At 68.9% G+C, this 24908-nt stretch carries 17 protein-coding genes, 1 tRNA gene and 1 other annotated feature; of the genes, 10 read left to right on the plus strand and 8 right to left on the minus strand.

The features are described from left to right. Nucleotides 1-186 precede the first annotated feature (186 nt). Nucleotides 187-1361, plus strand: a protein-coding gene (locus ACWA7K_RS00855) for an IS3 family transposase (RefSeq protein ID WP_456210291.1) whose coding sequence is annotated in 2 segments (ribosomal slippage) — nucleotides 187-424 and nucleotides 424-1361 — 1176 coding nt in all. Because the reading frame shifts where the segments join, the coding sequence is not laid out codon by codon here. Next, nucleotides 414-530: a sequence feature (AL1L pseudoknot), on the plus strand. It overlaps the preceding gene by 117 nt. 78 nt (nucleotides 1362-1439) lie before the next feature. Here ACWA7K_RS00855 and ACWA7K_RS00860 read toward each other — a convergent pair. Next, nucleotides 1440-3077, minus strand: coding sequence for a sigma-54 interaction domain-containing protein (locus tag ACWA7K_RS00860; protein WP_456164721.1), 1638 nt, complete (start codon nucleotides 3075-3077; stop codon nucleotides 1440-1442). 204 nt (nucleotides 3078-3281) lie between these two features. On the opposite strand from ACWA7K_RS00860, the gene ACWA7K_RS00865 reads away from it, so the two are divergent. From ACWA7K_RS00865 to ACWA7K_RS00875, 3 genes are all read left to right on the plus strand, one after another. Then, nucleotides 3282-4211 (plus strand): ParB/RepB/Spo0J family partition protein, encoded by a 930-nt coding sequence (locus ACWA7K_RS00865; RefSeq protein WP_456164723.1) that lies wholly within the window; start codon nucleotides 3282-3284, stop codon nucleotides 4209-4211. A 91-nt stretch (nucleotides 4212-4302) separates the two neighbouring features. Beyond that, nucleotides 4303-4827 (plus strand): hypothetical protein, encoded by a 525-nt coding sequence (locus ACWA7K_RS00870; RefSeq protein WP_456164725.1) that lies wholly within the window; start codon nucleotides 4303-4305, stop codon nucleotides 4825-4827. 11 nt (nucleotides 4828-4838) lie between these two features. Continuing rightward, nucleotides 4839-5840 carry a relaxase/mobilization nuclease domain-containing protein gene (locus ACWA7K_RS00875; RefSeq protein WP_456164727.1) on the plus strand — a complete coding sequence of 334 codons (1002 nt, stop codon included), beginning with the start codon at nucleotides 4839-4841 and terminating at the stop codon, nucleotides 5838-5840. Between the two features lie 410 nt (nucleotides 5841-6250). Here ACWA7K_RS00875 and ACWA7K_RS00880 read toward each other — a convergent pair whose 3' ends face one another. Then, complete coding sequence (locus tag ACWA7K_RS00880; RefSeq protein WP_456164729.1) at nucleotides 6251-7519, minus strand: tyrosine-type recombinase/integrase; 1269 nt, start codon at nucleotides 7517-7519, stop codon at nucleotides 6251-6253. 194 nt (nucleotides 7520-7713) lie between these two features. Then, nucleotides 7714-7789, minus strand: a tRNA-Ala gene (locus tag ACWA7K_RS00885). 109 nt (nucleotides 7790-7898) lie between these two features. Between ACWA7K_RS00885 and ACWA7K_RS00890 the strand changes: the two genes are divergently transcribed. Next, on the plus strand, nucleotides 7899-8777 hold the full coding sequence (locus tag ACWA7K_RS00890; protein ID WP_456164731.1) for an alpha/beta hydrolase: 879 nt from the start codon (nucleotides 7899-7901) through the stop codon (nucleotides 8775-8777). Here ACWA7K_RS00890 and ACWA7K_RS00895 read toward each other — a convergent pair whose 3' ends face one another. The 4 genes from ACWA7K_RS00895 to ACWA7K_RS00910 all read right to left on the minus strand — a co-directional run bounded on the left by ACWA7K_RS00895 (nucleotide 8778) and on the right by ACWA7K_RS00910 (nucleotide 14121). Beyond that, nucleotides 8778-9449 carry an RnfABCDGE type electron transport complex subunit B gene (locus ACWA7K_RS00895; protein WP_456168638.1) on the minus strand — a complete coding sequence of 224 codons (672 nt, stop codon included), beginning with the start codon at nucleotides 9447-9449 and terminating at the stop codon, nucleotides 8778-8780. Between the two features lie 4 nt (nucleotides 9450-9453). Beyond that, nucleotides 9454-10743, minus strand: coding sequence for a polyhydroxyalkanoate depolymerase (locus tag ACWA7K_RS00900; protein WP_456164733.1), 1290 nt, complete (start codon nucleotides 10741-10743; stop codon nucleotides 9454-9456). 204 nt (nucleotides 10744-10947) lie between these two features. Further along, nucleotides 10948-11811: an HDOD domain-containing protein gene (locus tag ACWA7K_RS00905; RefSeq protein ID WP_456164735.1), complete on the minus strand. Its 864-nt coding sequence runs from the start codon at nucleotides 11809-11811 to the stop codon at nucleotides 10948-10950. A 144-nt stretch (nucleotides 11812-11955) separates the two neighbouring features. Continuing rightward, the gene (locus ACWA7K_RS00910) at nucleotides 11956-14121 is read right to left on the minus strand and encodes a sodium-translocating pyrophosphatase (RefSeq protein WP_456164737.1); all 2166 of its coding nucleotides are present in this window, start codon (nucleotides 14119-14121) and stop codon (nucleotides 11956-11958) included. A gap of 307 nt (nucleotides 14122-14428) precedes the next feature. Between ACWA7K_RS00910 and ppa the strand changes: the two genes are divergently transcribed. Together ppa and ACWA7K_RS00920 are read left to right on the plus strand one after the other, a co-directional pair. Next, a complete protein-coding gene (ppa, locus tag ACWA7K_RS00915; protein ID WP_456164739.1) occupies nucleotides 14429-14968 on the plus strand; it encodes an inorganic diphosphatase in 540 nt (179 codons plus the stop codon). 127 nt (nucleotides 14969-15095) lie between these two features. After that, nucleotides 15096-16910, plus strand: a complete 1815-nt coding sequence (locus tag ACWA7K_RS00920) for an ABC transporter ATP-binding protein/permease (protein WP_456164741.1) — start codon at nucleotides 15096-15098, stop codon at nucleotides 16908-16910. A gap of 44 nt (nucleotides 16911-16954) precedes the next feature. Here the strand turns inward: ACWA7K_RS00920 and ACWA7K_RS00925 are convergent, their stop codons facing one another. Next, nucleotides 16955-18199, minus strand: a complete 1245-nt coding sequence (locus tag ACWA7K_RS00925; protein ID WP_456164743.1) for a GNAT family N-acetyltransferase — start codon at nucleotides 18197-18199, stop codon at nucleotides 16955-16957. A gap of 25 nt (nucleotides 18200-18224) precedes the next feature. Here ACWA7K_RS00925 and ACWA7K_RS00930 point away from each other — a divergent pair, with 25 nt between their 5' ends. From ACWA7K_RS00930 to ACWA7K_RS00940, 3 genes are all read left to right on the plus strand, one after another. Next, on the plus strand, nucleotides 18225-19949 hold the full coding sequence (locus ACWA7K_RS00930) for an NAD+ synthase (RefSeq protein ID WP_456164745.1): 1725 nt from the start codon (nucleotides 18225-18227) through the stop codon (nucleotides 19947-19949). A gap of 43 nt (nucleotides 19950-19992) precedes the next feature. Then, entirely contained in the window at nucleotides 19993-22794 is a 2802-nt protein-coding gene (locus ACWA7K_RS00935; RefSeq protein ID WP_456164747.1) for a zinc-dependent metalloprotease, read from the plus strand. Between the two features lie 278 nt (nucleotides 22795-23072). Next, entirely contained in the window at nucleotides 23073-24908 is a 1836-nt protein-coding gene (locus tag ACWA7K_RS00940; protein ID WP_456164749.1) for a methyl-accepting chemotaxis protein, read from the plus strand.

Consider the following 24908-nt stretch of genomic DNA (forward strand, 5'->3'; position numbering starts at 1 on the left):
CGCTGCCAGAGATAAACACATCCCCCTGGGCTGACTCGAAGTAGATGGCTTTTGCATGCAAGTACGAATGTGCATGATCTGGCCACTGAACCGCCCCGCCTTCCGCGGAGGCTCCATGATTTGAGAACATGGAGCCATCATGAGGAAGTCGAAGTTTTCCCCGAGGTGCGCGAGCGTGCGGTGCGCATGGTGTTCGAGCACAGCAGCGAACACGCGTCGCAGTGGGCCTGCATCGAGTCGATCGCCGGCAAGATCGGCTGCACGGCGCAGACGTTGGACAACTGGGTCAAGCAGCACGAGCGCGATAGCGGCGTGCGTGAAGGGATGACCACGACGGAGGCGCAGCGCATCCGTGAGCTTGAACGCGAGAACCGCGAACTGCGCAAGGCCAATGAGATCCTGAAGCTGGCCAGTGCGTTTTTCGCCCAGGCGGAGCTCGACCGCCGGCTGAAGTGATGTACGCGCTGGTGGACGAACACCGCGAGGCCCACGGGGTCGAGCCGATCTGCGCGGTGCTGCAGATTGCTCCGTCGGCATATCGGCGCCATGCCGCGCGGCGCCGGCAACCGTCGCTGTGCAGCGCCCGGGCGCAGCGCGACAAGGAACTGGCACCCAAGATCGAAGCGGTCTGGAACGCCAACCTGAAGGTCTACGGCGCCGACAAGGTCTGGCGTCAACTTCGTCGGGAAGGCACGGCCGTGGCGCGCTGCACGGTCGAGCGGCTGATGCGCCGGCACGGCTGGCGCGGCGTGCGTCGAGGCAAGGCCGTGCGCACGACGGTGGCCGATCAGAGGGCGCCATGTCCGCTGGACAAGGTGAACCGGCAGTTCAAGGCCAGCAGGCCGAACCAACTCTGGGTCTCGGACTTCACCTACGTCTCGACCTGGCAGGGCTGGGTCTACGTCGCCTTCGTCGTGGACGTCTTCAGCCGGCGCATCGTCGGCTGGCGCCAGAGCAGTTCGATGCACACCGAGTTCGTGCTCGACGCGCTGGAGCAGGCGCTGTATGCGCGTCGCCCGACCGATGAGGACAACCTCATTTGCCATTCCGACAGGGGGTCGCAATACCTGTCGATTCGCTACACCGAGCGTCTGGCCGAGGCCGGCATCGAGCCCTCGGTGGGATCCACGGGCGACAGTTACGACAACGCCCTGGCCGAGACCATCAACGGCTTGTACAAGGCCGAGGTGATCCACCGGCGCGCTCCCTGGAAGACCAAGCAGGCCGTCGAGATGGCCACGCTGGAATGGGTGTCCTGGTTCAACCACCACCGCCTGATGGAGCCCCTGGGATACCTGCCTCCGGCAGAGTTCGAGGACCTCTACCATCGACAACGCGCTGGTCAGGCCGCGACCGTCTGACTTAAACGAAGGGGCCTCCGCGATATGCGGGGCGGTTCATTCATGCCTCTTCTACAGCGAGCGCCGTGCCAGCCTCCTTCAGTCCTCTTGATCAGCCTCGTCAACACCGAGTCGCTTCATCCAATTCGCCAGGGTCTGATGGTTGGAGAAGCCAAGCAATCGCGCGGCGGCCGTCTTTCGTCGGCCCGATTGATGCAGCGCACGTGCAATGTAGTCGCGTGACACCTCGTCCAAAACTCCTTGCAAATCAAAGCCTTGGCTGAGGCTCCTGTGCAAGATGTCGTCGGGCCGTGTTTCTACATGAAGAAGCGCTCCCTGGACATCTTCAGCAGTCACTTCTGCCCCCCTTGACCATATGGCAGCCCGTAGCAACGAGTGGTAGAGCTCTCGGACGTTCCCAGGCCAAGGATAGGCGAAAAGAAGCTTTTTTGCAGGTAAGGAAAGAATTTTCTCAATGTACTCGGGCTGACCGCGAGAGTCGGCATTGATCTGCTCCATGAAACGATCAATCAGAAGTTCGACATCGCCGAGACGTTCACGCAGCGGCGGCAGACGAAGAATTCCTACTGCCAATCGATGGAACAGGTCCTCTCGAAACCGCCCTGCCTTGACTTCCATTGCCAAGTCCTTGTGGGTCGCGGCAATGACTCTGACGTCAATCTTCACGGGCGTCGATGCTCCCAAGGGGGTGACTTCTCTCGCCTGGAGCGCTCGGAGAAGGCGCACCTGTGAGTCTTGGGGAAGATCGCCAACCTCATCGAGAAAGAGGGTGCCACCATGAGCCTCCAGGAAGTGACCTTTTCGATCCGTCGAGGCTCCTGTGAAAGCCCCCTTCCTGTGGCCAAACAACTCGGATCCCGCAAGTTCCGATGTGATCGCGCCACAATTCACCGCAATGTAGGGCTTGCCGACTCGAGAACTGGCGTTATGGATTGCTTCGGCGAACAACTCCTTGCCAGTGCCGGTTTCTCCGAGAATGAGCACAGGGACGTCGTACACGGCCACTCGACGTGCAGCATCAATCTGCCCTGTCATTGCGTTGCTCGTGTGGATTATTTTCTCAAACCCTGGTGTCGGCGGCTTTGCGCCATCAACGAGCCTACTGATCCGCTCGTCCCCTCGCCTCAGGAACTCTGGCAGAAAGTCACTCGCAAGATCAAAGAAGAAATCCACTGCCTGTAGGCCATGCTCGCGGGATGTTTGAATGAGCTTGGCTGGGAATCGAGTCTTCGCCAGGATGATCCATATCGCCGTCATGGCCGATGTTCCGGGGCTGAGATGGAATGTGATCTCCACATCCTTCCTGGGTAGGCGAGCATCCTTCAGGTTTTTTGTTACCTCTTCATAGATTGATGCATAGTCAATCGGACTCCTGAGGTCGACCTGATATAGGTCGACTACATCTGATGGATAGTTCGTTCGTCTTTCAAGCCATTCGCAATAACGCTTGCTGACAGAATACTCATAGTTCGTCAGCAGGTATATTCGGTCGTACCGCTTGGCACCAAGCAGCGCCGAGGCGATCGGTCCTAGCTCTGTTCCGTTGGAGCGTTCGTCAGATGCATCGTGATCGGTCTTGCCGATCCAAGAGATGAGCCACGATTGTTGAGCCATGACCCATGTTACGAAGGTTCCTGTCAGGTAAGAAATCTGGCGGGTCGGTACCGATGACAAGTCGTGGCGCAATTCCGCTCTTGCCGCCATCAAGTCGCCCAATCATCGATGTGGCCGATGGTGAGCAAAGCGCTTCGGATTGCCGACTCAAGATGAGGGGGCAGTCAGAGTGAATCCAGTTGTTACCGAGATGCGCGCACCTTGGGACGTCATGAGGTGTCAAGGAACGTCAACGAACAATGCCGCACGCGCAGGCAGCAAGTAGGAGCTCTTTCGATCTGCGCGGCTCCTGGGCACGATCTTGTCATGCCCTCGAGACATGCAACTTCAGCATCGGCCCAACTCGATCTGCTGGGCGATGAGCTCTCGCTTGGCGGTTTCAATGCCATCGAACCGTCGCCGCGCAACTCGCCTCGACACAGGCAGCCTGCGCCACCTTGTCTCATCCCGATCACCCTGATCGACGAAGACCCCACCAGCCCGCGCATCAACTTCGCCGAAGCCGACCTCGACGCCCTGACCGCCGATATCCGATTGCGCGGCCTACTGGTGCCCCTGGTCGTCCACCCGGCCGATGCCCATGGCCGCCACCGACTGCACTTCGGGGCCCGTCGCTTGCGCGCTGCCCGGCGCGCCGGCTTGACCGAACTCCCCGTGGTCGTGCGCCTCGCCGCAGCCGACCGCTACGCCCAGGTCGCCGAGAACCTCAAGCGCTCGGATCTCTCGCCCCTCGACTTGGCCCGCTTCATCCGCCAGCAGATCGACGCTGGCGACTCGCACGCCGAGGTCTCACGGCGCCTGGGCATGAATCTCACCACGGTGGCCCACCACCTGTCGCTGCTGGACCTGCCGCCGGTGCTTGAGGCCGCGCTCAAGTCCGGCAGATGCACCTCGCCGCGAACACTGCATGAACTCAGCAAGCTGCACGTGCAGCGACCTGAACAGGTCCAGTCCCTCGTCGATGCCGCCGAGCCCATGACGCGTGAGGCAGTGGCCGCCTTGCGTGTCGAACCGAAGTCAAACGGTTTGACGACTCATGCATCAAGTTCGCGAGTGCTTCAGCAGGCCCATGCTGCATGTGAACGTCTGGAGCGATGGCTGCCTCGTGTGAAGCCGTCGGTCGATGCCAACGAGATCGCTGACCTGAAGCGCCGCCTGTCGGCTCTATCCGATCTGCTGCCCAAAGGGTCTGACCGTCAGACCCCTGGATCGGCCTCCAATCCACGCGGAGGATGAGCGATGAAGAGGATGCTTGGAAGGCTAGGGCAGGATAGGCGTCCCGCCAGCATTTGGATGCCACGCGGCCGGGCCGACGCCTGGGGCGGCCATGGCCAGCGCCTCGCGTGACCGTGTCACCGTCGACCTGCGCGGCATCGGGGACGCCGTGCGGTCCGTGGCGGCCGTCCGCCGCGTCACCATCGCCACCCTGGCGCGGGAGGCGCTGGTGGCGGTCATCGAGGCCGAGGGCCGTGGTGATGCGCCGCCGAACCCAGCGTCGAGCGGCCATCGTGACCGCACCTACAAGCTGACCCTGCGGCTGCCCGCGAGCGATGCGGCGCACTTGATGTGGCTGTCCGGTCGATTGGGTCTGTCCTACGGCGACCTGGTGGCGCGCCTCGTGCGCGACCGACCCCTGCCGCAGCCCGTCAAGGACCGGACTGCCGACCGGGCGGCCCTGCTGGCCTCGAACGATGCGCTCGCGGCCTTGTCGGCCGACCTCAACTCCTTCGTGCGGCTGGTGCGTCGGGCCCAGCGCGCGGAGGCCGAGCCCTTCGCCCAACGGCTGCGCAAGATGGACACGGAGGTGCAGAGCCATCTGGAACGTGTCACCAAGCTCTTGTCGGGACTCTGAAGGAAACCACCATGGCCGCACCGAATAGCGTCGATGGCGTGCTCGTCCTGTGGGGCGATCGGCTCTTCTACGCGGGCAACCGCCGCACGTCGGCCGCGCCCGGTGGGGTCCGAACGGCCGGGCTGCACGACCGCGCCACCTGGGTGCGCCAGCGCGTGGCGGCCACCGTCAAGCGGCGCGCGCCGCAGGTCATGGTCAAGGTCACCGGCGGCGGCCGCGGCATGGGCGCCATCGCCGCCCACCTGCGCTACATCAGCAAGGGCGGACAGTTGACGATCGAGGACGACCGGGGTGTCGAGCGCGAAGGCAGGGAGGCCCTGCAGGACGTGGTGACCCAATGGCGCCTGGGCGGCACGCGCATCCCCGACCGCAGCGAACGTCGCGAGGCCTTCAACATCATGCTGTCCATGCCCACGGGCACCAACACCGAGTACCTGAAGCAGGCGGTGCGCGAGTTCGCGGCCGACGAACTGGCCGGGCATCGCTACGTGATGGTGCTGCACATGCATCAAGCCAACCCGCACGTGCACCTGAGCGTGCGGGCCGAGGGGCGAGACGGCCAGCGCCTGAACCCGCGCAAGGAGGACCTGCGCCGCTGGCGTGAGGTCTTCGCGGAGAAGCTGCGCGGCTGGGGCATCGAGGCCGAGGCCTCGTCGCGGACCACGCGCGGCAGCCGGCATCACAACGAGCGGCTGTGGCAGATCAAGGCGCGGGAGCGCGGGGCGAGCGGCGACAGCCAAGCCAGCGGCGGGGAGGAGAAGCTCACGCCCAGTCGGCGGCAGGTGGCCAAGGCCTGGTGCGAGATCGCCAACGCGCTGGCTTCTTCGAATGACGCTGCGGACCGCGAACTCTCACGGCTGGTTGTCGACTACGCGCGGCACCTGCCGGGCGTTCGGTACAAGTCGCCGGAGCAGGTGGCGCGGCAGGCGTTGCAAGGGCAGCCGAAGGACTTGGATCGCGTGCCGACGCAGGAGGCGGGTCGGGCGTCGAGCGGGCCGGATTGGGAGCGTTGAGGCCTACTGCGGCGAGCGCGTTCGTTCGACGGAAGAAGCCGAGCCTGATGTCCTCGCCGCCGGACGGGCTCGGGGGCAGGCTGCTTTGAACAGCCTGCCCGATCCCGTCAGCGTGTGGGCGCCGCCCGCCGCGTCAAGGGTGCGCTGACGCCGGGCGATGCCCGCCCTTGACCCGGTGGGGGGCGCGACTCAATCGCCGACGTTTGGCACGAGGCGATTGGCTTGAGACGGCGAGAACTGTGTGCCAGCGGGTGCAGCCATCAAGGTCATTGCTTGGTGCTTCCGCTTTGCAGCGGAAAGCGACTTCCGGGCAGACGATCGGGCTCCGTCGGCCGACTTGAGGGTGCGTGGACACTGGCCTTGTCCACCCTCGACCTGTTGAGGGTTGACTTCGACTCAGCGACTTCCCGTCATGACGCGCGAGACCGCATCGGGACCACAGCTCCCAAGCCTCGTAGCTTGTCCAACTGATCCGCCCAAGCCTGCATCATGGTCCGCCGCGCAGGCAAGTGTTCTGCATGGTTGTAGGCCGCCTTCACTGCATTTCGCTCGGCGTGCGACAACTGCCGCTCGATCACGTCGGAGGGCCAGCCGGCCTCGTGTAGCAGCGTCGAGGCCATGCCCCTGAAGCCGTGCGCCGTGATGTCGGCCTTCTCGTAGCCGAGACGCCGCAGCGCCGCATTCACGGTGTTCTCGCTCATCGGCTCACCGTTCGTCCGCACGCCGGGAAAGACCCAGCGGCCTTTGCCAGTGAGGGGCTGCAGTTCCTTCAGGATCTCGATCGCCTGACGAGCCAGCGGGACGATGTGCATCACGCGGCCCTTCATCTTCGCGGCCGGGATGCGCCATTCAGCGGTGTCCAGATTGATCTCGCTCCACTCTGCGCGACGCAGCTCGCCAGGTCGCACGAACAGCAGCGGCGACAGCTTCAGCGCACATCGGGTGAGGAGTCCGCCGTCGTAGCCGTCGATATCGCGCAGCAGCTGGCCGATGTCGCGTGCGTCGACCAGGGTGGCGTAGTGCTCGGGCTTCCAGGGCGTCAGGGCGCCGCGCAAGTCGCGGCTCGGATCGCTTTCAGCGCGACCTGTCGCCACGGCGTAGCGGAAAACCTGGCCGCAGTTCTGCTGCACGCGGTGCGTGGTCTCGATGGCACCTCGTTCCTCGACGCGCTTGAGCAGGGCCAGCAGATCCATCGGCTTGATGCTGCCGACCGGCTTGGCGCCGATCCAGGGAAAGACGTCCATCTCCAGCCGACGGATGATCTTGGAGGCGTGCGACTCGGCCCAGGTCGGGGCGAACTTGGCGTGCCACTCGCGAGCAACCTCCTCGAAGCTGCCGGCCAGCGGGAGACCGGCCGCGATCCGCTTTTCGGTGTCTCGCTCGACGGTGGCGGCGTCCCTGGCTTCCTTGCGCACCTCGCTCGGATCCACGCCTGCACTGACAAGCGTTCGTGCCTCCTCGGCCTTCTGGCGAGCTAGGCTGAGGCCCGTGCTCGGATATGTGCCCAGGCTGAGCGTCTTGCGCCGCCCTCGGATGCTGTAGTCAAGGCGCCAGCCGTGCGATCCGCCTTTCACGAACAGCAGCAGGTAGAGGCCCGCGCCGTCGCTCAGGCGACGGCGCGAGTCACCCGGCTTGATCGACTTGATCGTGGTGTTCGAGGCGATGAGGTGGTGCGCCATGCAGTAACTCCGCAGCCAGTTCCTGCGGAATTCTGAGGTTACTGCGCGAGTTCCTGCAATGTGAACTCGGACCCGGTGGCACGCCCTGGGTCTGCTCCGGGCAAGAAAAAAGCCCTAGAGCGTTGATTCTCTAGGGCTTTTTCGCTACCTCAGGGCTGTTCCGGGACTGCCTGGAACACCTTCGGATGGTCTGGTGGTGGAGAGGAGGAGGATCGAACTCCCGACCTCCGCATTGCGAACGCGGCGCTCTCCCAGCTGAGCTACCCCCCCACGAACGACCGAAAGTATAGCAGTGGGCTATCGGGTGTCGGAATGTCTGACGGGCCAGGTGTGGTGTCGGTGTAGAAAGCGGGCTGTCGTGGTGGAGACGGAGAACGGGATGACGGGGCTGGAGAAGATGTCGACGCAGGCGCAGACGCAGGCGGCGCATGACGCGCTGTACGACAACCGGGCGCGGGTGCCCGAGCATGGGCAGATCTTCGAGCGATGGGCGGCGGCGTCGGCGCGGGCGCGGGAGCGCTTGCCGGGGGTGCAGGTCGACCTGGCCTACGGGACGACGGCGGGGCAGCGGCTGGATGTGTTTCCGTCGGACGAGGACGGCGCGCCGGTGCTGTTCTTCATCCACGGTGGCTGGTGGCGCTCGCTGGACAAGTCGCAGCACGGCTTCGTGGCGCCGGCCTTCGTGCAGGGTGGGGCGACGGTGGTGGTGCCGAACTACGACCTGTGCCCGGCGGTGACGATCGGCGAGATCGCCCTGCAGATGACGCGTGCGCTGGCCTGGACCTGGCGCGAGGTGGCGCGGTTCGGGGCGGATCGGCGCCGCATCCTCGTGGTCGGTCATTCGGCCGGCGCGCACCTGGCGGCCATGATGCTGGCGTGCGACTGGCAGAAGGTCGACCCGGCATTGCCGGCCGATCTGGTGCGGCGGGCGGTGGGGCTGTCGGGGGTCTACGACCTCGAACCGGTGGCGCGTGTGGGTTTCCTGCGCGACGACCTGAAGCTCGACGCCGACGGCGTGGCGCGCTGGAGCCCCGTGCGGATGCCGGCGCCGAAGGGCCGCATGGCCGCGCTGGTCGGTGGTGACGAGAGCGACGCCTTCCTGGCCCAGAACCGGGCGCTGGCGAGCGCCTGGGGCGCCCGCGCGGTGCCGGTCTGCGAGACCTTGGCCGGCGTCAACCACTTCACCGTCGTCGACGAGCTGGCCGAGCCGGGCACGCGCGCGCAGTCGCTGGTGTTCGAGTGGCTGGACGAGGTCTGATCAGCCCGGATCGGGCTTGCGCTGCGCCCGGGCCCGGGCGAGCGCGGCCTGGATGACGGCGCGCTTGCGGGCGAGTTCATCGCGGTGGGCGTCGCGGGTCTGGGTCTCGAGGTGCGCGAGCTTGTGCTCGGCCTTGGCCTGCAGCGTCTGGGCGTGACGCTGGCGCAGCCGTTCGCGGCGGGCCTGGCGTTCGAGGTAGAGGCGGCGGGCGGTGCCGGCGGCCTCGTCGCTCCAGGCCGACCAGCCGCTGCGGCCGGGCGTGACGACTTCGAGCTGGATGCAGTCGACCGGGCAGGCGGGGATGCACAGCTCGCAGCCGGTGCAGTCGGCCTCGACGACGGTGTGCATGCGCTTGTGGCTGCCGACGATGCAGTCGACCGGGCAGGCCTTGATGCACAGCGTGCAGCCGATGCACCAGCTCTCGTCGATCCAGGCGATGGTGCGCGGGCCTTCATGGCCGCAGGCCGGATCGAGCGGCTGTTCGGGCTGGCCGGTGATCTCGGCCAGACGCCGCACGCCTTCGGCACCGCCGGGCGGGCAGCGGTTGATCGGCGCGCGGCCGGCCACGATGGCTTCGGCATAGCCGTGGCAGTCCGGCTCGCCGCAGCGGGTGCACTGGGTCTGCGGCAGTGCCGCGTCGACCTGTGCGAGCGTGAAGACCGGCCGGGCCAGCGCGTCAGCCCTTCAGCGCCTTCGGGGCCTTCTGGCTCGCCACGGCCTTCGGTTCCTGCTGGTGCTGCAGGATGAACGAACGGATTTCCGGATAGGCCTTCTCGCGCCAGCGGCGGCCCGAGAAGATGCCGTAGTGGCCGGCGCCTTCGACGCTGTAGTGGCGCTTGTTGGCGGCGGGGATGCCGCTGCACAGGCCTTGCGCGGCCTCGGTCTGGCCGGCGCCGGAGATGTCGTCGAGCTCGCCTTCGACCGTCAGCAGCGCCGTTTGCGTGATGTCCTGCGGGCGCACCAGCTGGCCGCGCACGTTCCAGGTGCCGTAGACCAGCGCGAAGTCCTGGAAGACGGTCTTGATGGTGTCGAGGTAGTACTCGGCCGGCATGTCCAGCACGGCGTTGTATTCGTCGTAGAACTTGCGGTGGGCCTCGGCGCTGTCGTCGTCACCGCGGATCAGGTCGAGGAAGTAGTCCCAGTGCGAGTTCACGTGGCGATCGGGGTTCATCGCCACGAAGCCGGTGTGCTGCATGAAGCCGGGATAGACGCGGCGGCCCGAGCCCGGGAAGTTCTGAGGCACGCGGTAGATCACGTTGCTCTCGAACCAGTCGTGGCTGCGGTTCATCGCCAGGTTGTTGACGGCGGTGGGGCTCTTCCGGGCGTCGATCGGGCCGCCCATCATCGTCATCGTGCGCGGCGTGGCCTCGCCGTTGCTGGCCATCAGCGAGATCGCGGCGAGCACCGGCACGGTCGGCTGGCAGACCGAGATCACGTTGACCTCGGGGCCGATCTTGCGGATGAAGTCCTGCACGTAGGCGACGTAGTCGTCGAGGTGGAAGGCCCCCTCGCTGAGCGGCACCATGCGGGCGTCGACCCAGTCGGTGATGTAGACCTTGTGGTCCTGCAGCAGCGTGCGCACGGTGTCGCGCAGCAGCGTGCTGTGGTGGCCCGACAGCGGCGCGACGACCAGCACGGCCGGCTGGGCGCGCATGCGTTCGAGCACCTGGCTGTTGTCGGTGTAGCGCTTGAAGCGCAGCAGGCGGCAGAACGGGCGCGCCTCGACGGTCTGTTCCTGGACGGCGACGTCGACGCCATCGACCTTGACCGAGGTGATCTCGAAGGCCGGCTTCTCGTATTCCTTGGTCAGGCGATGCAGCAGGTCGAAGCCGGCGGCCATGCGCTGGGAGCCGGGCGCGTTCGCGAAGGGCGACATCGGGTGGCTGTACAGCTTGGCCGAGGCACTGGCGAATTCTGCGAACGGGCTCAGCAGGGCACGCTGGGTTTCATAGAGCTGGTAAAGCATCGCGCATCCTTTTGGGGCAATGGGGCCGATCGGGTGTCGGCGAACAGCACGAGGGTTGCATGCTGCGGTGCAACATTCTATCCGTGACACCCCGCAGACCGCAGCTTGGCGGGGCGCTTGACCGTGATCAAGCCGGAAAAAATGCGAGCTTGCGCGAGCGCGCTGAAACGATGCTGACACCCGTCGGGCATCGCGGTCCCGCGATCAGGCGGCCTGCAGGTGCTCGAACACGGGCTGCAGGGCGTCCTGCCAGTGGGTCAGCTCGTTCTCGTGGATCTGCAGGTGATGGAGGCAGTCGCCGCCGCGCTGGATCCACTCCGGCGCGTCCGGATGGCCCTCGTGGCTGTGCACCAGGTGTTCGGCGACGACGGTGGCGGCCAGCAGCACGCGCACCGGCTCGGCGATCGAGCGGTCGCCCAGCGCCTCGACCTCGTGGTGCAGGCGGATGGCGGTCTTCAGGTCATCGGGCAGGCCCCAGGTGCGGGCCACCAGCGCGCCGACGATGGTGTGGTCGGTCTTGTGCGCCAGCTGCTCGGTCAGCGTGTGGGTGCGGTCGATGCGGGCGCGCGCCTCGACCAGCGTGCCGGCGTAACCCGGCAGGCCCTGCAGCATGACGGGGATGCCGACGTCGCAGAACAGGCCCAGCGTGTGGGCCAGGTCGGGCGAGGTGCCGTAGAGCTGGCGGGCGATGTAGCCCATTGCCAGCGCGCGGCGCGAGGAGCCGAGCCAGAAGGTCTCCAGCAGCGGATGGTTCAGCGGCAGCGCGCGGGCGGCCAGGAACTGGGTCAGCAGGATCGCGGTCTGGCGCAGGCCCAGCAGCGACATCGCCTGTGGCACGTTGTCGACGCCGCGGCCGCGGCTGTAGACGGGGCTGTTGGCGGCACGCACCAGCGAGGCGGCCATCGCGACATCGGCCGAGGCGATCGCGGCCACGGCGTCCCAGTCCGGATCGGCCTCGGCCATCACCGCCTGCAGCCGCGTCAGCAGCTCGGGGCAGGGCGGGATGGTCAGCGTCCGCACGGGGCCCGAGCTTCGGGCCTGGTCTAGTTCGTGATCGATGTGGGGCATGGCCGGGCAGGAAATGGCGGACTGGACGCCGACTCTAGGCCCGCCCGCCGCAGCCCCAAAAGACGAACAGCGCGGACGAAGCCGCGCTGTTCGGAGTGGACAGGCCGCCAGGCCTGTCAGTCATCGAGCCTCAAGGGGCGGACATCACTGGCTGGCCGCCGGGGCCGCCGCCGGGGCGGAAGCCTCTGCCGCCTGCACCTGCGCGGCCGGTGCGGCGTGTGCCGCCTTGGGCGCCTGGGTGGCGCCGGCCGGCAGCAGCGGCACGATCAGCAGCGCCACGATGTTGATGATCTTGATCAGCGGGTTGACGGCCGGGCCGGCGGTGTCCTTGTACGGGTCGCCGACGGTGTCGCCGGTGACGGCCGACTTGTGGGCCTCGCTGCCCTTCTTGTGCAGCACGCCGTCGCTGTCCTTGAAGCCTTCCTCGATCAGCTTCTTGGCGTTGTCCCAGGCGCCGCCGCCGGTGCACATGCTGATGCCGACGAACAGGCCCGTGACGATGGTGCCCATCAGCAGGCCGCCGAGCGCGGCCGGGCCGAGCAGCAGGCCGACCACGATCGGGGCGACCACCGGCAGCAGCGACGGCACGATCATTTCCTTGATCGCCGCCGTGGTCAGCATGTCGACCGCCGCGCTGTAGTCGGGCTTGCGCTTGCCGGCCATGATCTGGCCGTCGGCGAACTGCTTGCGCACCTCGACGACCACCGCTCCGGCGGCGCGGCCGACGGCCTCCATCGCCATCGCGCCGAACAGGTAGGGGATCAGGCCGCCGATGAACAGGCCGACGATCACCTTGTGGTCCGACAGGTCGAAGGTCATCGACAGGCCGCGCGCTTCGAGCGCGTGGGTGTAGTCGGCGAACAGCACCAGCGCGGCCAGGCCGGCCGAGCCGATCGCGTAGCCCTTGGTGACGGCCTTGGTCGTATTGCCGACAGCGTCCAGCGGGTCGGTGATGTCGCGCACGCTGGCGGGCAGCTCGGCCATCTCGGCGATGCCGCCGGCGTTGTCGGTGATCGGGCCGTAGGCGTCCAGCGCCACGACGATGCCGGCCATCGACAGCATCGCCGTCGCCGCGATCGCGATGCCGTACAGGCCGGCCAGCGCGTGCGCCGCGTAGATCGCCACGCAGATGAAGGCGACCGGCCAGGCGGTCGACTTCATGCTGACGCCCAGGCCCGCGATGATGTTGGTGCCGTGGCCGGTGGTCGAGGCCTGCGCGATGTGCTGCACCGGGCTGAACTGCGTGCCGGTGTAGAACTCGGTGATCCAGACCATCGCTGCGGTCAGCAGCAGGCCGACCACGCAGGCGCCGAACAGGCTGGTGGCGCTGGCGGCGCCGCCACCGGTCAGGGCGACCGGCTGCGGGAACATCGCCGAGGTCACGAACCAGAAGGCCACCAGCGACAGCACGCCGGCGACGATCAGGCCCTTGTAGAGCGCCGGCATCACGTTCTTCATGCCCGGGCTGGCCTTGACGAACTGGCAGCCGATGATCGACGCGATGATCGACACGCCACCCAGCGCGAGCGGGTAGACGACGGCGGTCAGCGCCGAGCCGGTCACCATCAGCGCGCCCAGCGCCATCGCGGCGATCAGCGTGACGGCGTAGGTCTCGAACAGGTCGGCGGCCATGCCGGCGCAGTCGCCGACGTTGTCACCCACGTTGTCGGCGATCACCGCCGGGTTGCGCGGGTCGTCCTCGGGGATGCCGGCCTCGACCTTGCCGACCAGGTCGGCGCCGACGTCCGCGCCCTTGGTGAAGATGCCGCCGCCGAGGCGGGCGAAGATCGAGATCAGCGACGAGCCGAAGGCCAGGCCGAGCAGCGGCTTGAGGGTCTCGCTGGAGACGTCCGCACCGCCGGTGATGGCGTAGAAGAAGCCGGTCACGCCCAGCAGGCCCAGACCGACCACCAGCATGCCGGTGATGGCGCCGCCGCGGAAGGCGACGTCCAGCGCCGGGCCGATGCCGCGCGTGGCCGCCTGGGCGGTGCGGACGTTGGCGCGCACCGAGACGTTCATGCCGATGAAGCCGCAGGCACCCGACAGCACCGCGCCGATCACGAAGCCGGCCGCCGTGAGCTTGCCGAGGAACAGCGCGATCGGGATCGCCAGCACCACGCCGACGATGGCGATGGTGCGGTACTGGCGCGCCAGGTAGGCGGCCGCGCCCTGCTGGACGGCCGCGGAGATCTCCTGCATGCGGGCGTTGCCCGCGTCCTGCCCGAGGATCCAGCTGCGGGTGACGAAGCCGTAAATGACGGCTGCCACGCCACAGAGCAGCGCCAGGATCAGCGCCGTGGATGACGACATGGGGTTTCCTTCCTCATCGATCGTTCAATGGACGGTCGACATCGTCGTGGCCGCCAGGCGCCAGGCCTGGTGACCCGTATCCCTCGACGGTGTCGTGCCTGCGGTGCCTCCTGCGAGGCGGGGCCATGCTAGGGGAAGGGTTTCCGCCCCTCGCCCCGTGTTTTCCAGCACGTTCCATCGTGCGACAGCTGTGGCTGACGTGGGTCAAGCGCGCAAGGCCACCGCAAGGCCCGACCGTAGAATCCGGGCGATTCCCGGTTGACGCCGACCCAGCTTTCCAAGCATCACCAACCCACCTTCCCGAGCCATGAGCCTGCACAACGTCACCCCCGGCGCGAAGGCGCCCGAGCAGTTCAACGTGATCATCGAGATCCCGATGAACGCCGACCCGATCAAGTACGAGGTCGACAAGGAGACCGGCGCGATCTTCGTCGACCGCTTCATGACCACGGCGATGCACTACCCGTGCAACTACGGCTACATCCCGCAGACGCTGGCCGACGATGGCGACCCGGTGGACGTGCTGGTCATCACCCCCTATCCGCTGACCCCGGGCGTGGTCGTCACCTGCCGCCCGATCGGCGTGCTGAAGATGGACGACGAGGCCGGTGGCGACGCCAAGCTGCTGGCCGTGCCGATCGACAAGATCCTGCCGATCTACACCCACTGGCAGAAGCCCGAGGACATCAACCAGATGCGCCTGAAGGCGATCCAGCATTTCTTCGAGCACTACAAGGACCTCGAGGTCGGCAAGTGGGTCAAGGTGCAGGGCTGGGAAGGCCCCGAGTCGGCCAAGGCCGAGGTCGTCACCGGCATGCAGAACTACGCCCAGTCGGCCAAGTCCTGATCAGCGGTCGACGCGACGAGAAAGAGAGCCTGCGGGCTCTCTTTTTTTTTGCCCGTCGATTGATTTAGTCTCGCGGCTTCGTGCCTGTAGAACGACAAGGCACCACGAGGTCACCTCACGAGGACACATGGACTGGAACCAGGAATTGCTCAACAGCGCGCTGTGGCTGGCGCGCACCTACGCCGTCACGCTGGTCGCCTTCGTCGTCGTGATGGGCCTGCTGGCCCGCACGACGGTCTGGGGCCGGCAGTTCTGGGCCCTCAGCGGGGCGTGGTTCTGGCCGTCGCAGGCCGAACTCGGTGGCCGGGCGCGCCAGTGGCGCGACTGGAAACCGCTGATGGGCGTGGCCCTGATCCTGTTCTTCGTGCTGCTGACGGTGCGGATGAACGTGCTGTTTTCCTTCTGGTACAACGGTTTCTACACGGCGCTGCAGGGCGGGAACGAGCCAGCCTTCTGGACCCACATGCACCTGTTCGCGCTGCTGGCCTCGCTGCATGTGGTGCGGGCGCTGGTCAGTTCCTGGATCCGTTCGGCCTTCTCGATCCACTGGCGCGAATGGATGAACGACCGGCTGCTGACGCGCTGGCTCGACGGCCGCGCCTATCACCTTGGCCGCTATGCGAGCCCCGAGGTCGACAACCCCGAGCAGCGCATCCAGCAGGACGCCACCAGCCTGGTCGGCGACACGCTGAGCCTGTCGATGGGGCTGGTCGGCGCAGTCGTCTCGGTGGTCGAGTTCACCGGCATCCTGTGGCAACTGTCGGCGCCGCTGACCGTTGCCGGCATCGAGGTGCCGCAGGCGATGGTCTTCCTGGTCTACGTCTACGTGCTGGTCGCGACCTTCTTCGCGGTGCGCATCGGCCGTCCGTTGATCGGCCTGAACTTCCTCAACGAGAAGCTCTCGGCCACCTACCGCTACCTGCTGATGCGGCTGCGCGAGTACGGCGAGAGCGTCGCGATGTACCGCGGCGAGGCCGCCGAGCGTGTCACGCTGGAACGCGGCTTCGCGGCCGTCATCGCCAATGCCTGGGCGACGCTGTGGCGGTCGCTGAAGTTCGACGGCTACAACCTGTCGATCAGCCAGGTCGCGGTCGTCTTCCCTTTCCTGATCCAGGCCCCGCGCCTGTTCGCCGGCACGATCAAGCTCGGTGACGTGATGCAGACCGCGCAGGCCTTCGGCCAGGTGGAAGAGGCGCTGAGCTTCTTCCGGACCTCCTACGACTCGTTCGCCGGCTACCGCGCCGTGCTGGACCGCCTGACCGGCTTCACCGCCAACACCGACGCGGCCCGGGCGCTGCAGATGCCCGTCATCGCGAGCCGCCCGCAGGGCCTGTCGCTGGACCACCTGACCGTGCGCCGGCCGGACGGCCAGGTGCTGACCGAAGGCCTGAGCCTGCAGCTCGACCCGGGTCAGGCGCTGCTGATCCGCGGCCCGTCGGGCAGCGGCAAGACGACGCTGCTGCGCAGCCTGGCCGGCCTGTGGCCCCATGCCGAGGGCGATGCGGCGCGGCCCGACGATGCCGACTGCCTGTTCCTGTCGCAGAAGCCCTACCTGCCGCTGGGCACGCTGCGCCACGCGCTGGCCTACCCGCGTGCGACGCTCGACGACGCGCAGGCCCGCGCCATCCTCGAACAGGTCCAGCTTGGCCATCTGGCCGACCAGCTGGAGGTCGACCGCGACTGGTCGCAGGTGCTGTCGCCGGGCGAACAGCAGCGCCTCGCCTTCGGCCGCGTGCTGGCGACGCGCCCGGCGCTGGTGTTCCTCGACGAGGCCACGTCGGCCACCGACACCGGGCTCGAACACGGCCTGTACACGCTGATCCGGCGCGAGCTGCCGCAGTCGGTGCTGGTCAGCGTCGGCCACCGCGAGACCCTCGCGCCGCTGCACGACCAGGTCCTGCAGATCCAGAAGGGCGGCGGCTGGAGCCTGGCCGCTGCGTGATCTTTCGCTGATCGGTCGCTGATCGGCCGCTGAACGACGGCTGATCAGTCGCCGGCCGGCGGTGCGCCTTCCTTGAACGGATTGCGCTCGGCCAGTTCGTCGACATAGGCGGCCATGCCGGCGCCCTCGCGTTCGAGGTGCCGGGCCACGGCGTCGTGGAAGCGTCGGTCGGCCAGCTGGTGGGCCGACCAGGTGCTGACCGGCAACAGGCCGCGCGCCATCTTGTGTTCGCCCTGGGCGCCGCCCTCGAAGCGTTGCCAGCCGTGGGCGATGCACCACTCGATCGGGGCGTGGTAACAGGCCTCGAAATGCAGGCAGCGCACCGGCTCGGTCGCGCCCCAGTAGCGGCCCCAGGCGACCCGCCGCAACGGGTCCAGCGCGATCAGCGACCGGGCGATCGGCACGCCGTCGCGCAGCCCGGTGACCATCAGCCAGTGCTCGGGCAGGTCGCGCGCCATGCGGGCGAAGAAGTCGCGGCTCAGGTAGGGCGTGCTGTGGTGGGCCCGGTAGGTCAGCGTGTAGCAGTGGTGGAAGTGGTCCCAGTCGGCGGCCGTGATCTCGCGGCCGACACGGGTCTCGACCGTCACGCCGGCCTCGCGCACGTAGCGGCGCTCCTGCTGGATCTTCTTGCGCTTGTCGCGCTGCAGGCTGGCCAGGAAGTCGGCCATGTCGGCATAGGGCTGCGGCTGGCGGTTCTCCCAGTGGAACTGGACCGTGCGGCGCAGCAGCCAGCCGGCCGCCTCGGCGCAGCGGCGGTCGGCCTCGTCCATGAACAGCAGGTGGGCCGACGACAGGCCCATCGCCTGCACCTGCTGGCCGATCACCTGCAGCAGCCGCGCCCGGCCGGCGTCGTCGCGCGCCAGCAGCCGCGTGCCGGGCACCGGCGTGAACGGCACCGCGCCGAGCAGCTTCGGGTAGTAGCGGCCGCCGGCGCGTTCCCAGGCATCGGCCCAGGCCCAGTCGAACACGTACTCGCCGTAGGAATGGCTCTTGAGCCACAGCATCGCGGCGGCCTGCAACGTGCCGCCCGTGTCGCGGGCGACCAGCACCAGCGGCTGCCAGCCGGTCTCGGCGCAGGCGCTGGTGCTGTCGACCAGCGCGGCCAGGAAGGCGTGGCCCATGAAGGGCGTCGGCTGATCGCACTGCGTCAGCAGCGCGTCCCACTCGGCGGCGTCGACCTCGTCGAGGCCGGCGTGGGCCGTCCAGCGCCAGTCGGCACCGCCGTGGTCGGGGTGTCCTTCGGCGCTGTCGCCCGGGGGCTCGCCGCTACCATGCCCGACACTTTTCATGCCGCGATCTTCCGCACCGTCCGCCATGTCCTCACCGACCTCCGTGTCGTCCGCCGCCGGCCTGCCGGTGGCGCTGCTGCAACTCAATCCGACCGTCGGCGACCTGGCCGGCAACGTGCGCCGGATCGCCAGCGCCGCCCGCGAGGCCCATGCCGCCGGTGCGCGCGTGGCCGTCGCCCCCGAGCTGGCGCTGTGCGGCTACCCGCCCGAGGACCTGCTGCTGCGGCCGGCCTTCCTGGCCGCCTGTGAAACCGCGCTGGCCGACCTGGCCGCCGCGCTGGCCGACCTGACCGATCTGCACGTGGTGATCGGCCATCCGCGCGACCTGGGTGTCGAGATGGCACGCTGGCAGGCCAGCCATCCGGGCCATGTTCGCACGCGTTCCTGGGCCCTGCAGGGTTGCCTGAACATGGCCTCGGTGCTGCACGCCGGACAGGTCGTCGCCAGCTACGCCAAGCGCGAGCTGCCCAACTACCAGGTCTTCGACGAGCGGCGCTACTTCGTCAGCGGCCGCGATGCCGGACTTCTGCCCGTGGTGATCGAGGTCGGCGGCCACCGGCTCGGCCTGCTGATCTGCGAGGACGCGTGGTTCGACGAGCCCGCGCAGGCCGCCCGCGACGCCGGTGCCGATGCGCTGCTGGTGCTCAACGCCTCGCCCTTCCACCTCGGCAAGCCGGCCGAACGCGAAGCCCGCATGGCCGACCTGGCCCGCCGCATCGGCCTGCCGCTGCTGTATGCCCATCTGGTCGGGGCGCAGGACGAGGTCGCGTTCGACGGCGCGTCCTTCGCGGTCGATGCCGGCGGCGTGCTGGCCGCGCGGGCGCCGATGTTCGAGTCCGCCAACCTGCTGGTGACGCTGCAGCCCGGCGGCGCGGTCAGCGGGCCTGTGGCCGAACTGCCCGGCCTGGAAGCGCAGGCCTGGGGCGCGCTGGTCACCGGCGTGCGCGACTACATCGGCAAGAACGGCTTCCCGGGCGCGCTGATCGGCCTGTCCGGCGGCATCGACTCGGCGCTGGTGCTGGCCATCGCGGTCGACGCGATCGGCGCCGACAAGGTCCGCACCGTCATGATGCCCAGCCCCTACACGGCCGAGATCTCGTGGGTCGATGCACGCGACATGGCCGACCGGCTGAAGGTGCGCCACGACGAGGTCAGCATCGTGCCGATGTTCCAGGCCTTCCGCGCCACGCTCGATCCGCTGTTCGAGGGCCGGCCCGAGGACGCGACCGAGGAGAACATCCAGGCCCGCATCCGCGGCACGCTGCTGATGGCGCTGTCCAACAAGTTCGGCTCGATCGTGCTGACCACCGGCAACAAGAGCGAGATGGCGACCGGCTACTGCACCCTCTACGGCGACATGGCCGGCGGCTACGCGGTCATCAAGGACGTCGCCAAGACGCTGGTCTACCGGCTGGCCGAGTGGCGCAACCGCCAGGGCGACGGCCCGGTCATCCCCGAACGCATCATCACCCGGCCGCCGTCGGCCGAGCTGCGACCCGACCAGACCGACCAGGACAGCCTGCCGCCCTACGAGGTGCTCGACGCGATCCTGGCGATGTACATGGAAGAGGACCGCTCGCTCGACGAGATCGTCGCCGCCGGCTACGCGAGCGCCGATGTCGAGCGGGTGACACGGCTGATCAAGTTCAACGAGTACAAGCGACGCCAGGCCCCGATCGGCCTGCGCATCACGCACCGCGGCTTCGGCCGCGACTGGCGCTACCCGATCACCTCGAAGTTCCGCGCCTGACGATCCACCGCCCACCCTCCGACAGCCCTGCGACTGCCCCACGATGCCGACACGCCCGAACGCCGCCCGCCCGACCTGGCCCCTGTCGCTGTCCTGGCTGATGCTGCTGGCGGCCTGCGCGCAGCCGGGCGGCAAGATCGATGGGGCCACACCTTCTTCGGCTGCGGCTCCATCGGCGACCTCGACGGCCTCGACGGCCTCGGCGCCCAAGCCCGGCGCGGCGGCGTCGGCACCGGCGGCCGCGACCGCCGCGCCGGCACCCGGCCAGCCGCCGGCCTTTGCCACCGTCATCAAGGACGCCCGCCGCAGCGAGGGCCTGCTGTCGGTCTGGCAGCGCGAGGACAAGGTCTGGCTGGAGCTGGCCGAGTCCGACTTCAACCAGCCCTTCTTCCTGTCGCCCAAGATCGCCAGCGGCATCGGCGAGGGCCGGATCAGCGGCGGGCTGATGCTGGGCGGCGGTGCCTGGGTCGAGTTCCGGCGGGTCCACAACCAGGTCCAGCTGATCGAGCGCAACGCCGACTACGTCGCCCGCGCCGGCACACCCGAGGCCCGCGCGGTGGCCGCCGCCTACTCGCCCAGCCTGATCGCCAGCACGGCGGTCGCCAGCGCGCCGCACCCCGAGCGCAAGACCGTGCTGGTCGATGCCGGTGCGCTGCTGATGGGCGACTGGCCCGGTCTGGCCAGCGCGCTGCAGCGCAGCTACCGGCAGGGCTATGGCTATGACGGCCGCAACTCGGCGATCACGTCGGTGCGGGTCCAGCCCGAGCTGCTCGTGTTCGAGCTGCAGAACCACTACAGCACCGCCAACCTGAACTTCCCGCAGCCCGGCGCCGTGCCGCCCGGCGCGCCGCAGCCGTCGCTGCCGATGACGGTGCCGGACGCCCGCAGCCTGTTCGTGCGCCTGCACTACTCGCTGACCCGCCTGCCGGCCCAGCCGATGCGCGGGCGGCCGGCCGACCCGCGCATCGGCCACTTCAACACCGTCATCCACGACTTCAGCGACGACCTGGCGCGCAACGCCAAGGTCCGCCACGTCAACCGCTGGCGGCTGGAGAAGAAGGACCCGGCGGCGACGCTGTCCGAGCCGGTCAAGCCGATCACCTACTGGATCGACCGCAACGTGCCGCTGAAGTACCGCACGGTGATCAGCGAGGGCATCCTCGAATGGAACACCGCCTTCGAGCGGATCGGGTTCAAGAACGCGATCGAGGTGCGGGTCCAGCCCGATGACGCGCCCTTCGACACGCTCGACACCGGCATCGCGTCGGTGCGCTGGATGCTCAGCGTCCAGCCCGGCCTGGCCGGCATCGGCCCGAGCCACGTCGACCCGCGCAGCGGCGAGATCCTCGACGCCGACATCGCCTTCGAAGGCAACTCGCTGCGCTTCCAGCGCCTGCTGCGGCGCCAGATCCTGGCCGAGGGCGGGCAGACCGACTGGTCGGCCGTGCTGCAGGCTGGCGCCGGCCACGATCACGCCAGCCATGCCGGCACCGACCGCTGCGAGGCCGCCGAACGCGGCGCCGCCGAGCTGGGTTACGCGCTCGAACGGCTGGCGGCCGAAGGCGGCGGGCCGGCCGGCGACGACGACACGCCCGACGAGGCGGCCGAGGCGCTGGTGCGGTCCTACCTGAAGAACCTGGTGATGCACGAGGTCGGCCACACGCTCGGGCTGCGCCACAACTTCCGCGCCTCGACGGTGGTCGACGACGCGCACCTGTCCGATCCGGCCTGGACCCGCGAGAACGCGCTGACCGGCTCGGTGATGGACTACGTGCCCGCCAACCTGCCCAGCCCGGGCGCGCCGGCACCGGTCGCCTACCAGCAGCAGCTCGGGCCGTACGACTTCTGGGCCATCGACTACGCCTACCGCGACTTCGCGCCGGCCGACGAGCGCGAGGGCCTGGCCCGCATCGCCGCCCGCAGCGCCGAGCCCGGCCTGGCCTACGGCACCGACGAGGATGCCGGCCTCGGCCTCGACCCGCAGGTGCTGCAGTTCGACCTGGGCAGCGACCCGCTGGCGCATGTCACCAAGCGCCTGGCGATCGCCCGCGACCTGATCGCCCGGGCCGAACGCCAGACCCTGGCCGACGGCGACGAATACGCCCGGTTGCGCCGCCGCGTCTCCTATGCGCTGCTGGACATTGGCGGGGCGACCGGCATCGCGCTGCGCCAGATCGGCGGCGTCATCACGCTGCGCGACCGCGCCGGCACCGGCCGCGATCCGCTGCAGCCGGTGCCGGCGGCGCAGCAGCGTGCGGCGCTGGACCTGATCGCGCGCCAGGTGCTGTCGGCGCAGGGCCTGTCGGTCTCGCCGGCCTTGCAACGCCGGCTGGCGCCGGACTACTTCGACCGGGCCGAGAACCTGGGCCGTGGCGCGACCGTCACGACCGAGTTCCAGCCCGAACAGGTGCTCGGCGGCCTGCAGCGCAGCCTGCTGGCGCAGCTGACCAGCGACGCGCTGGCGCAACGCCTGCTCGACCAGCAGGGCAAGGCCCGCACGCCCGACGACGCGCTGACGCTGGCCGAGCTGCTCGACCGGGTCCGCGCCGAGGTTTGGTCCGAGCTGGAACGCCCGGGCGCGACGCGGATCGAGCCGCTGCGGCGCGACCTGCAGCGCGACCACGCCACCCGGCTGGCCGGCGCGCTGCTCAAGCCGGTGCCGGGCCAGCGCGCCGAGCTGCGCAGCCAGCTGCGGGTGCAGGCCCGCGATCTGCACGCCAGCCTGCGCCGGGCGGTCCAGGGCCGTGGCTGGGACGCCACCAGCCGGCGCCATCTGCAGGACCTGCTCGACGAGCTGGGCGAGGCGCTCGACGCGCGGGTGACCCGGGCGGTCAGCGGCGGCTGAGCCCAGTCTGATCGCGGGCTGAACGGCGGGCCGTCCGGCAAACGGCCCGGCCTACTCGCTTGGATTATTTGATCGCCGCGTCGCCGGGAACTGGCATCCTGAGTCTGGCCGGCCGCTCGAACCAGGGGTCGGCGCTGCGCGGTCTGCGCCTTCTTCGTGGTCTGCGTGGTCTGCGCGTTTGCGTGGCGGCCATCCCGCGAGTCGTGGCTTGCGGGAACGGGCGGCCTGCGAAGAATCGGGTCCGTTCCCCACACCTGCGCCGCGGCGCTGCCATCGCCATGTCCACCACCGTCTCGTCGTTCCTCCAGCGCCTGACGCGCAGCGTCGCCCGCCGCCTGGCGCTCGGCTATGCCGCGCTGTTGCTGGCCCTGGCGGTGATCGGTGGTCTGGCGCTGGTCAACCTGGACCAGCTCCAGCACGAGACCGAACTGGGCGAGAGCCGTCACCTCGACCGCATCGAGCTGGTGCAGGCGCTGCAGGCCGGCATCGACCGCGTCGCGCTGCACGCCCGCAACCTGGCGCTGGCAGAGGACACGCTGGCGCAGACCCAGGAACAGCGGCTGCTGAACCAGCAGCTGGCGCGGGTCGACGAACTCGAGCGGCGCCTGCGCACGCTCGAATGGGACGGCGCCAGCCTGGGCCTGCTCGATGCCTGGAGCCTGGCCGCCGGGACCGTGCGGCCGCGGCTCGACGCCCTGTCGCGACTGGGCCGCAGTCCGTCGCCGGCCGGTCGCGAGGCGGTGACGGTGGCGCTGGCGCAACTGCGTCCGGCCGAGGCGACCTGGCGTCAGCAGACCGAGGCGCTGACCCGCCACGTCACCGATGAGGCCGACGCCGCGCTGGCCGCCCACCGCGCCAGCCACGCGCAGGCGCGCCAGCAGCTCGGCGGCCTGCTGGCCGTCTTCCTGGTGATGGGCGCCTTCATGGCCTGGCAGCTGGTGCGCGGCGTGCGCAAACCCGTCAAGCAGGCCGTGCGCATGGCCGAGAAGCTGGCCCAGGGCGCCCAGGCCGACCTGTCGGCCCAGGGCGATGAACTCGAACGCATGCAACACGCGATGCGTGGCCTGCAGGACCGGCTGCGCGCCCAGGCGGTCGACCTGACGCGGCCGGCACCGGCCGCAGCCGTGGCGCCGACCGTCGCGGTACCGGGTCGCGTGCCGGAGGTCGGCGTGCAGGCGTCGACGGCGGCGGTGTCCGCGCTGGTCGCCGCGCCGCTGTCGCCCGTCAACCCGGAGCGCCTGCGCCAGGAGCCCCAGTTCGATGCCGAGGCCGTGGCCCCGGCGGCGCCGGCCGAGCCGGCGGTGCCCAACGACGCGCTGCAGGCCCTGCTCAAGCGGGTCCAGGCCGGTCCGCCGCCGACGGCCAACGACGGCGCCGAAACGCAGCCGGCTGCTGACGCGGAGGCCGCGCCGGCCGATCCCGACGCGCTGGTCAGCAACGCCGTCGAGGTTGCCGAACGGGGCAGCGAGGTCGTCACCCAGGTCGTCTCCAACATGGAGGACATCTCGGCGTCCAGCCGCAAGATCAACGAGATCCTGGCCACCATCGACGGCATCGCCTTCCAGACCAACCTGCTGGCGCTGAACGCGGCGGTGCAGGCCGCCAAGGCCGGCCATGAAGGCCAGGACAGCCACGGCGCCGTGGCCGGCGAGGTGCGCGGGCTGGCCCAGCGTGCGGCCAGCGCGGCGCGCGAGATCAAGGGGCTGATCAACGCCTCGCTCGACCAGGCCGAGGCCAGCAACCGGCTGGTGCGCGATGCCGGCGTGACGATGGATGCGCTGGTCTCGTCGGTCCAGAGCGTCACCGACCTGGTCGGCCAGATCGGCCAGGGCGGCGCGCCGCGCGAACCCGAGACGCTGCGCCAGGCCGACCGCTCGGTGCGCCAGCTCGACCAGCTGACGCGCAAGAACGCCGTGCTGGTCGAACAGAGCGCCAGCGCCGCCGACGCGCTGCGCGATCAGGCCGACCGGCTGCAGAAGGTCGTCGCCGCCTTCCGCCTGCTGCAGCAGACCCAGGAAGCGGCATGGACCGCCCACACCGCCATCCACAGCGCCCGCACGACCTCGCGCGGCGAGCCGCCGGTGGCCGGCAAGGGTGACTGGTCGACCTTCTGA

The organism is Leptothrix mechoopdaensis (SeqCode), assembly GCF_053893855.1.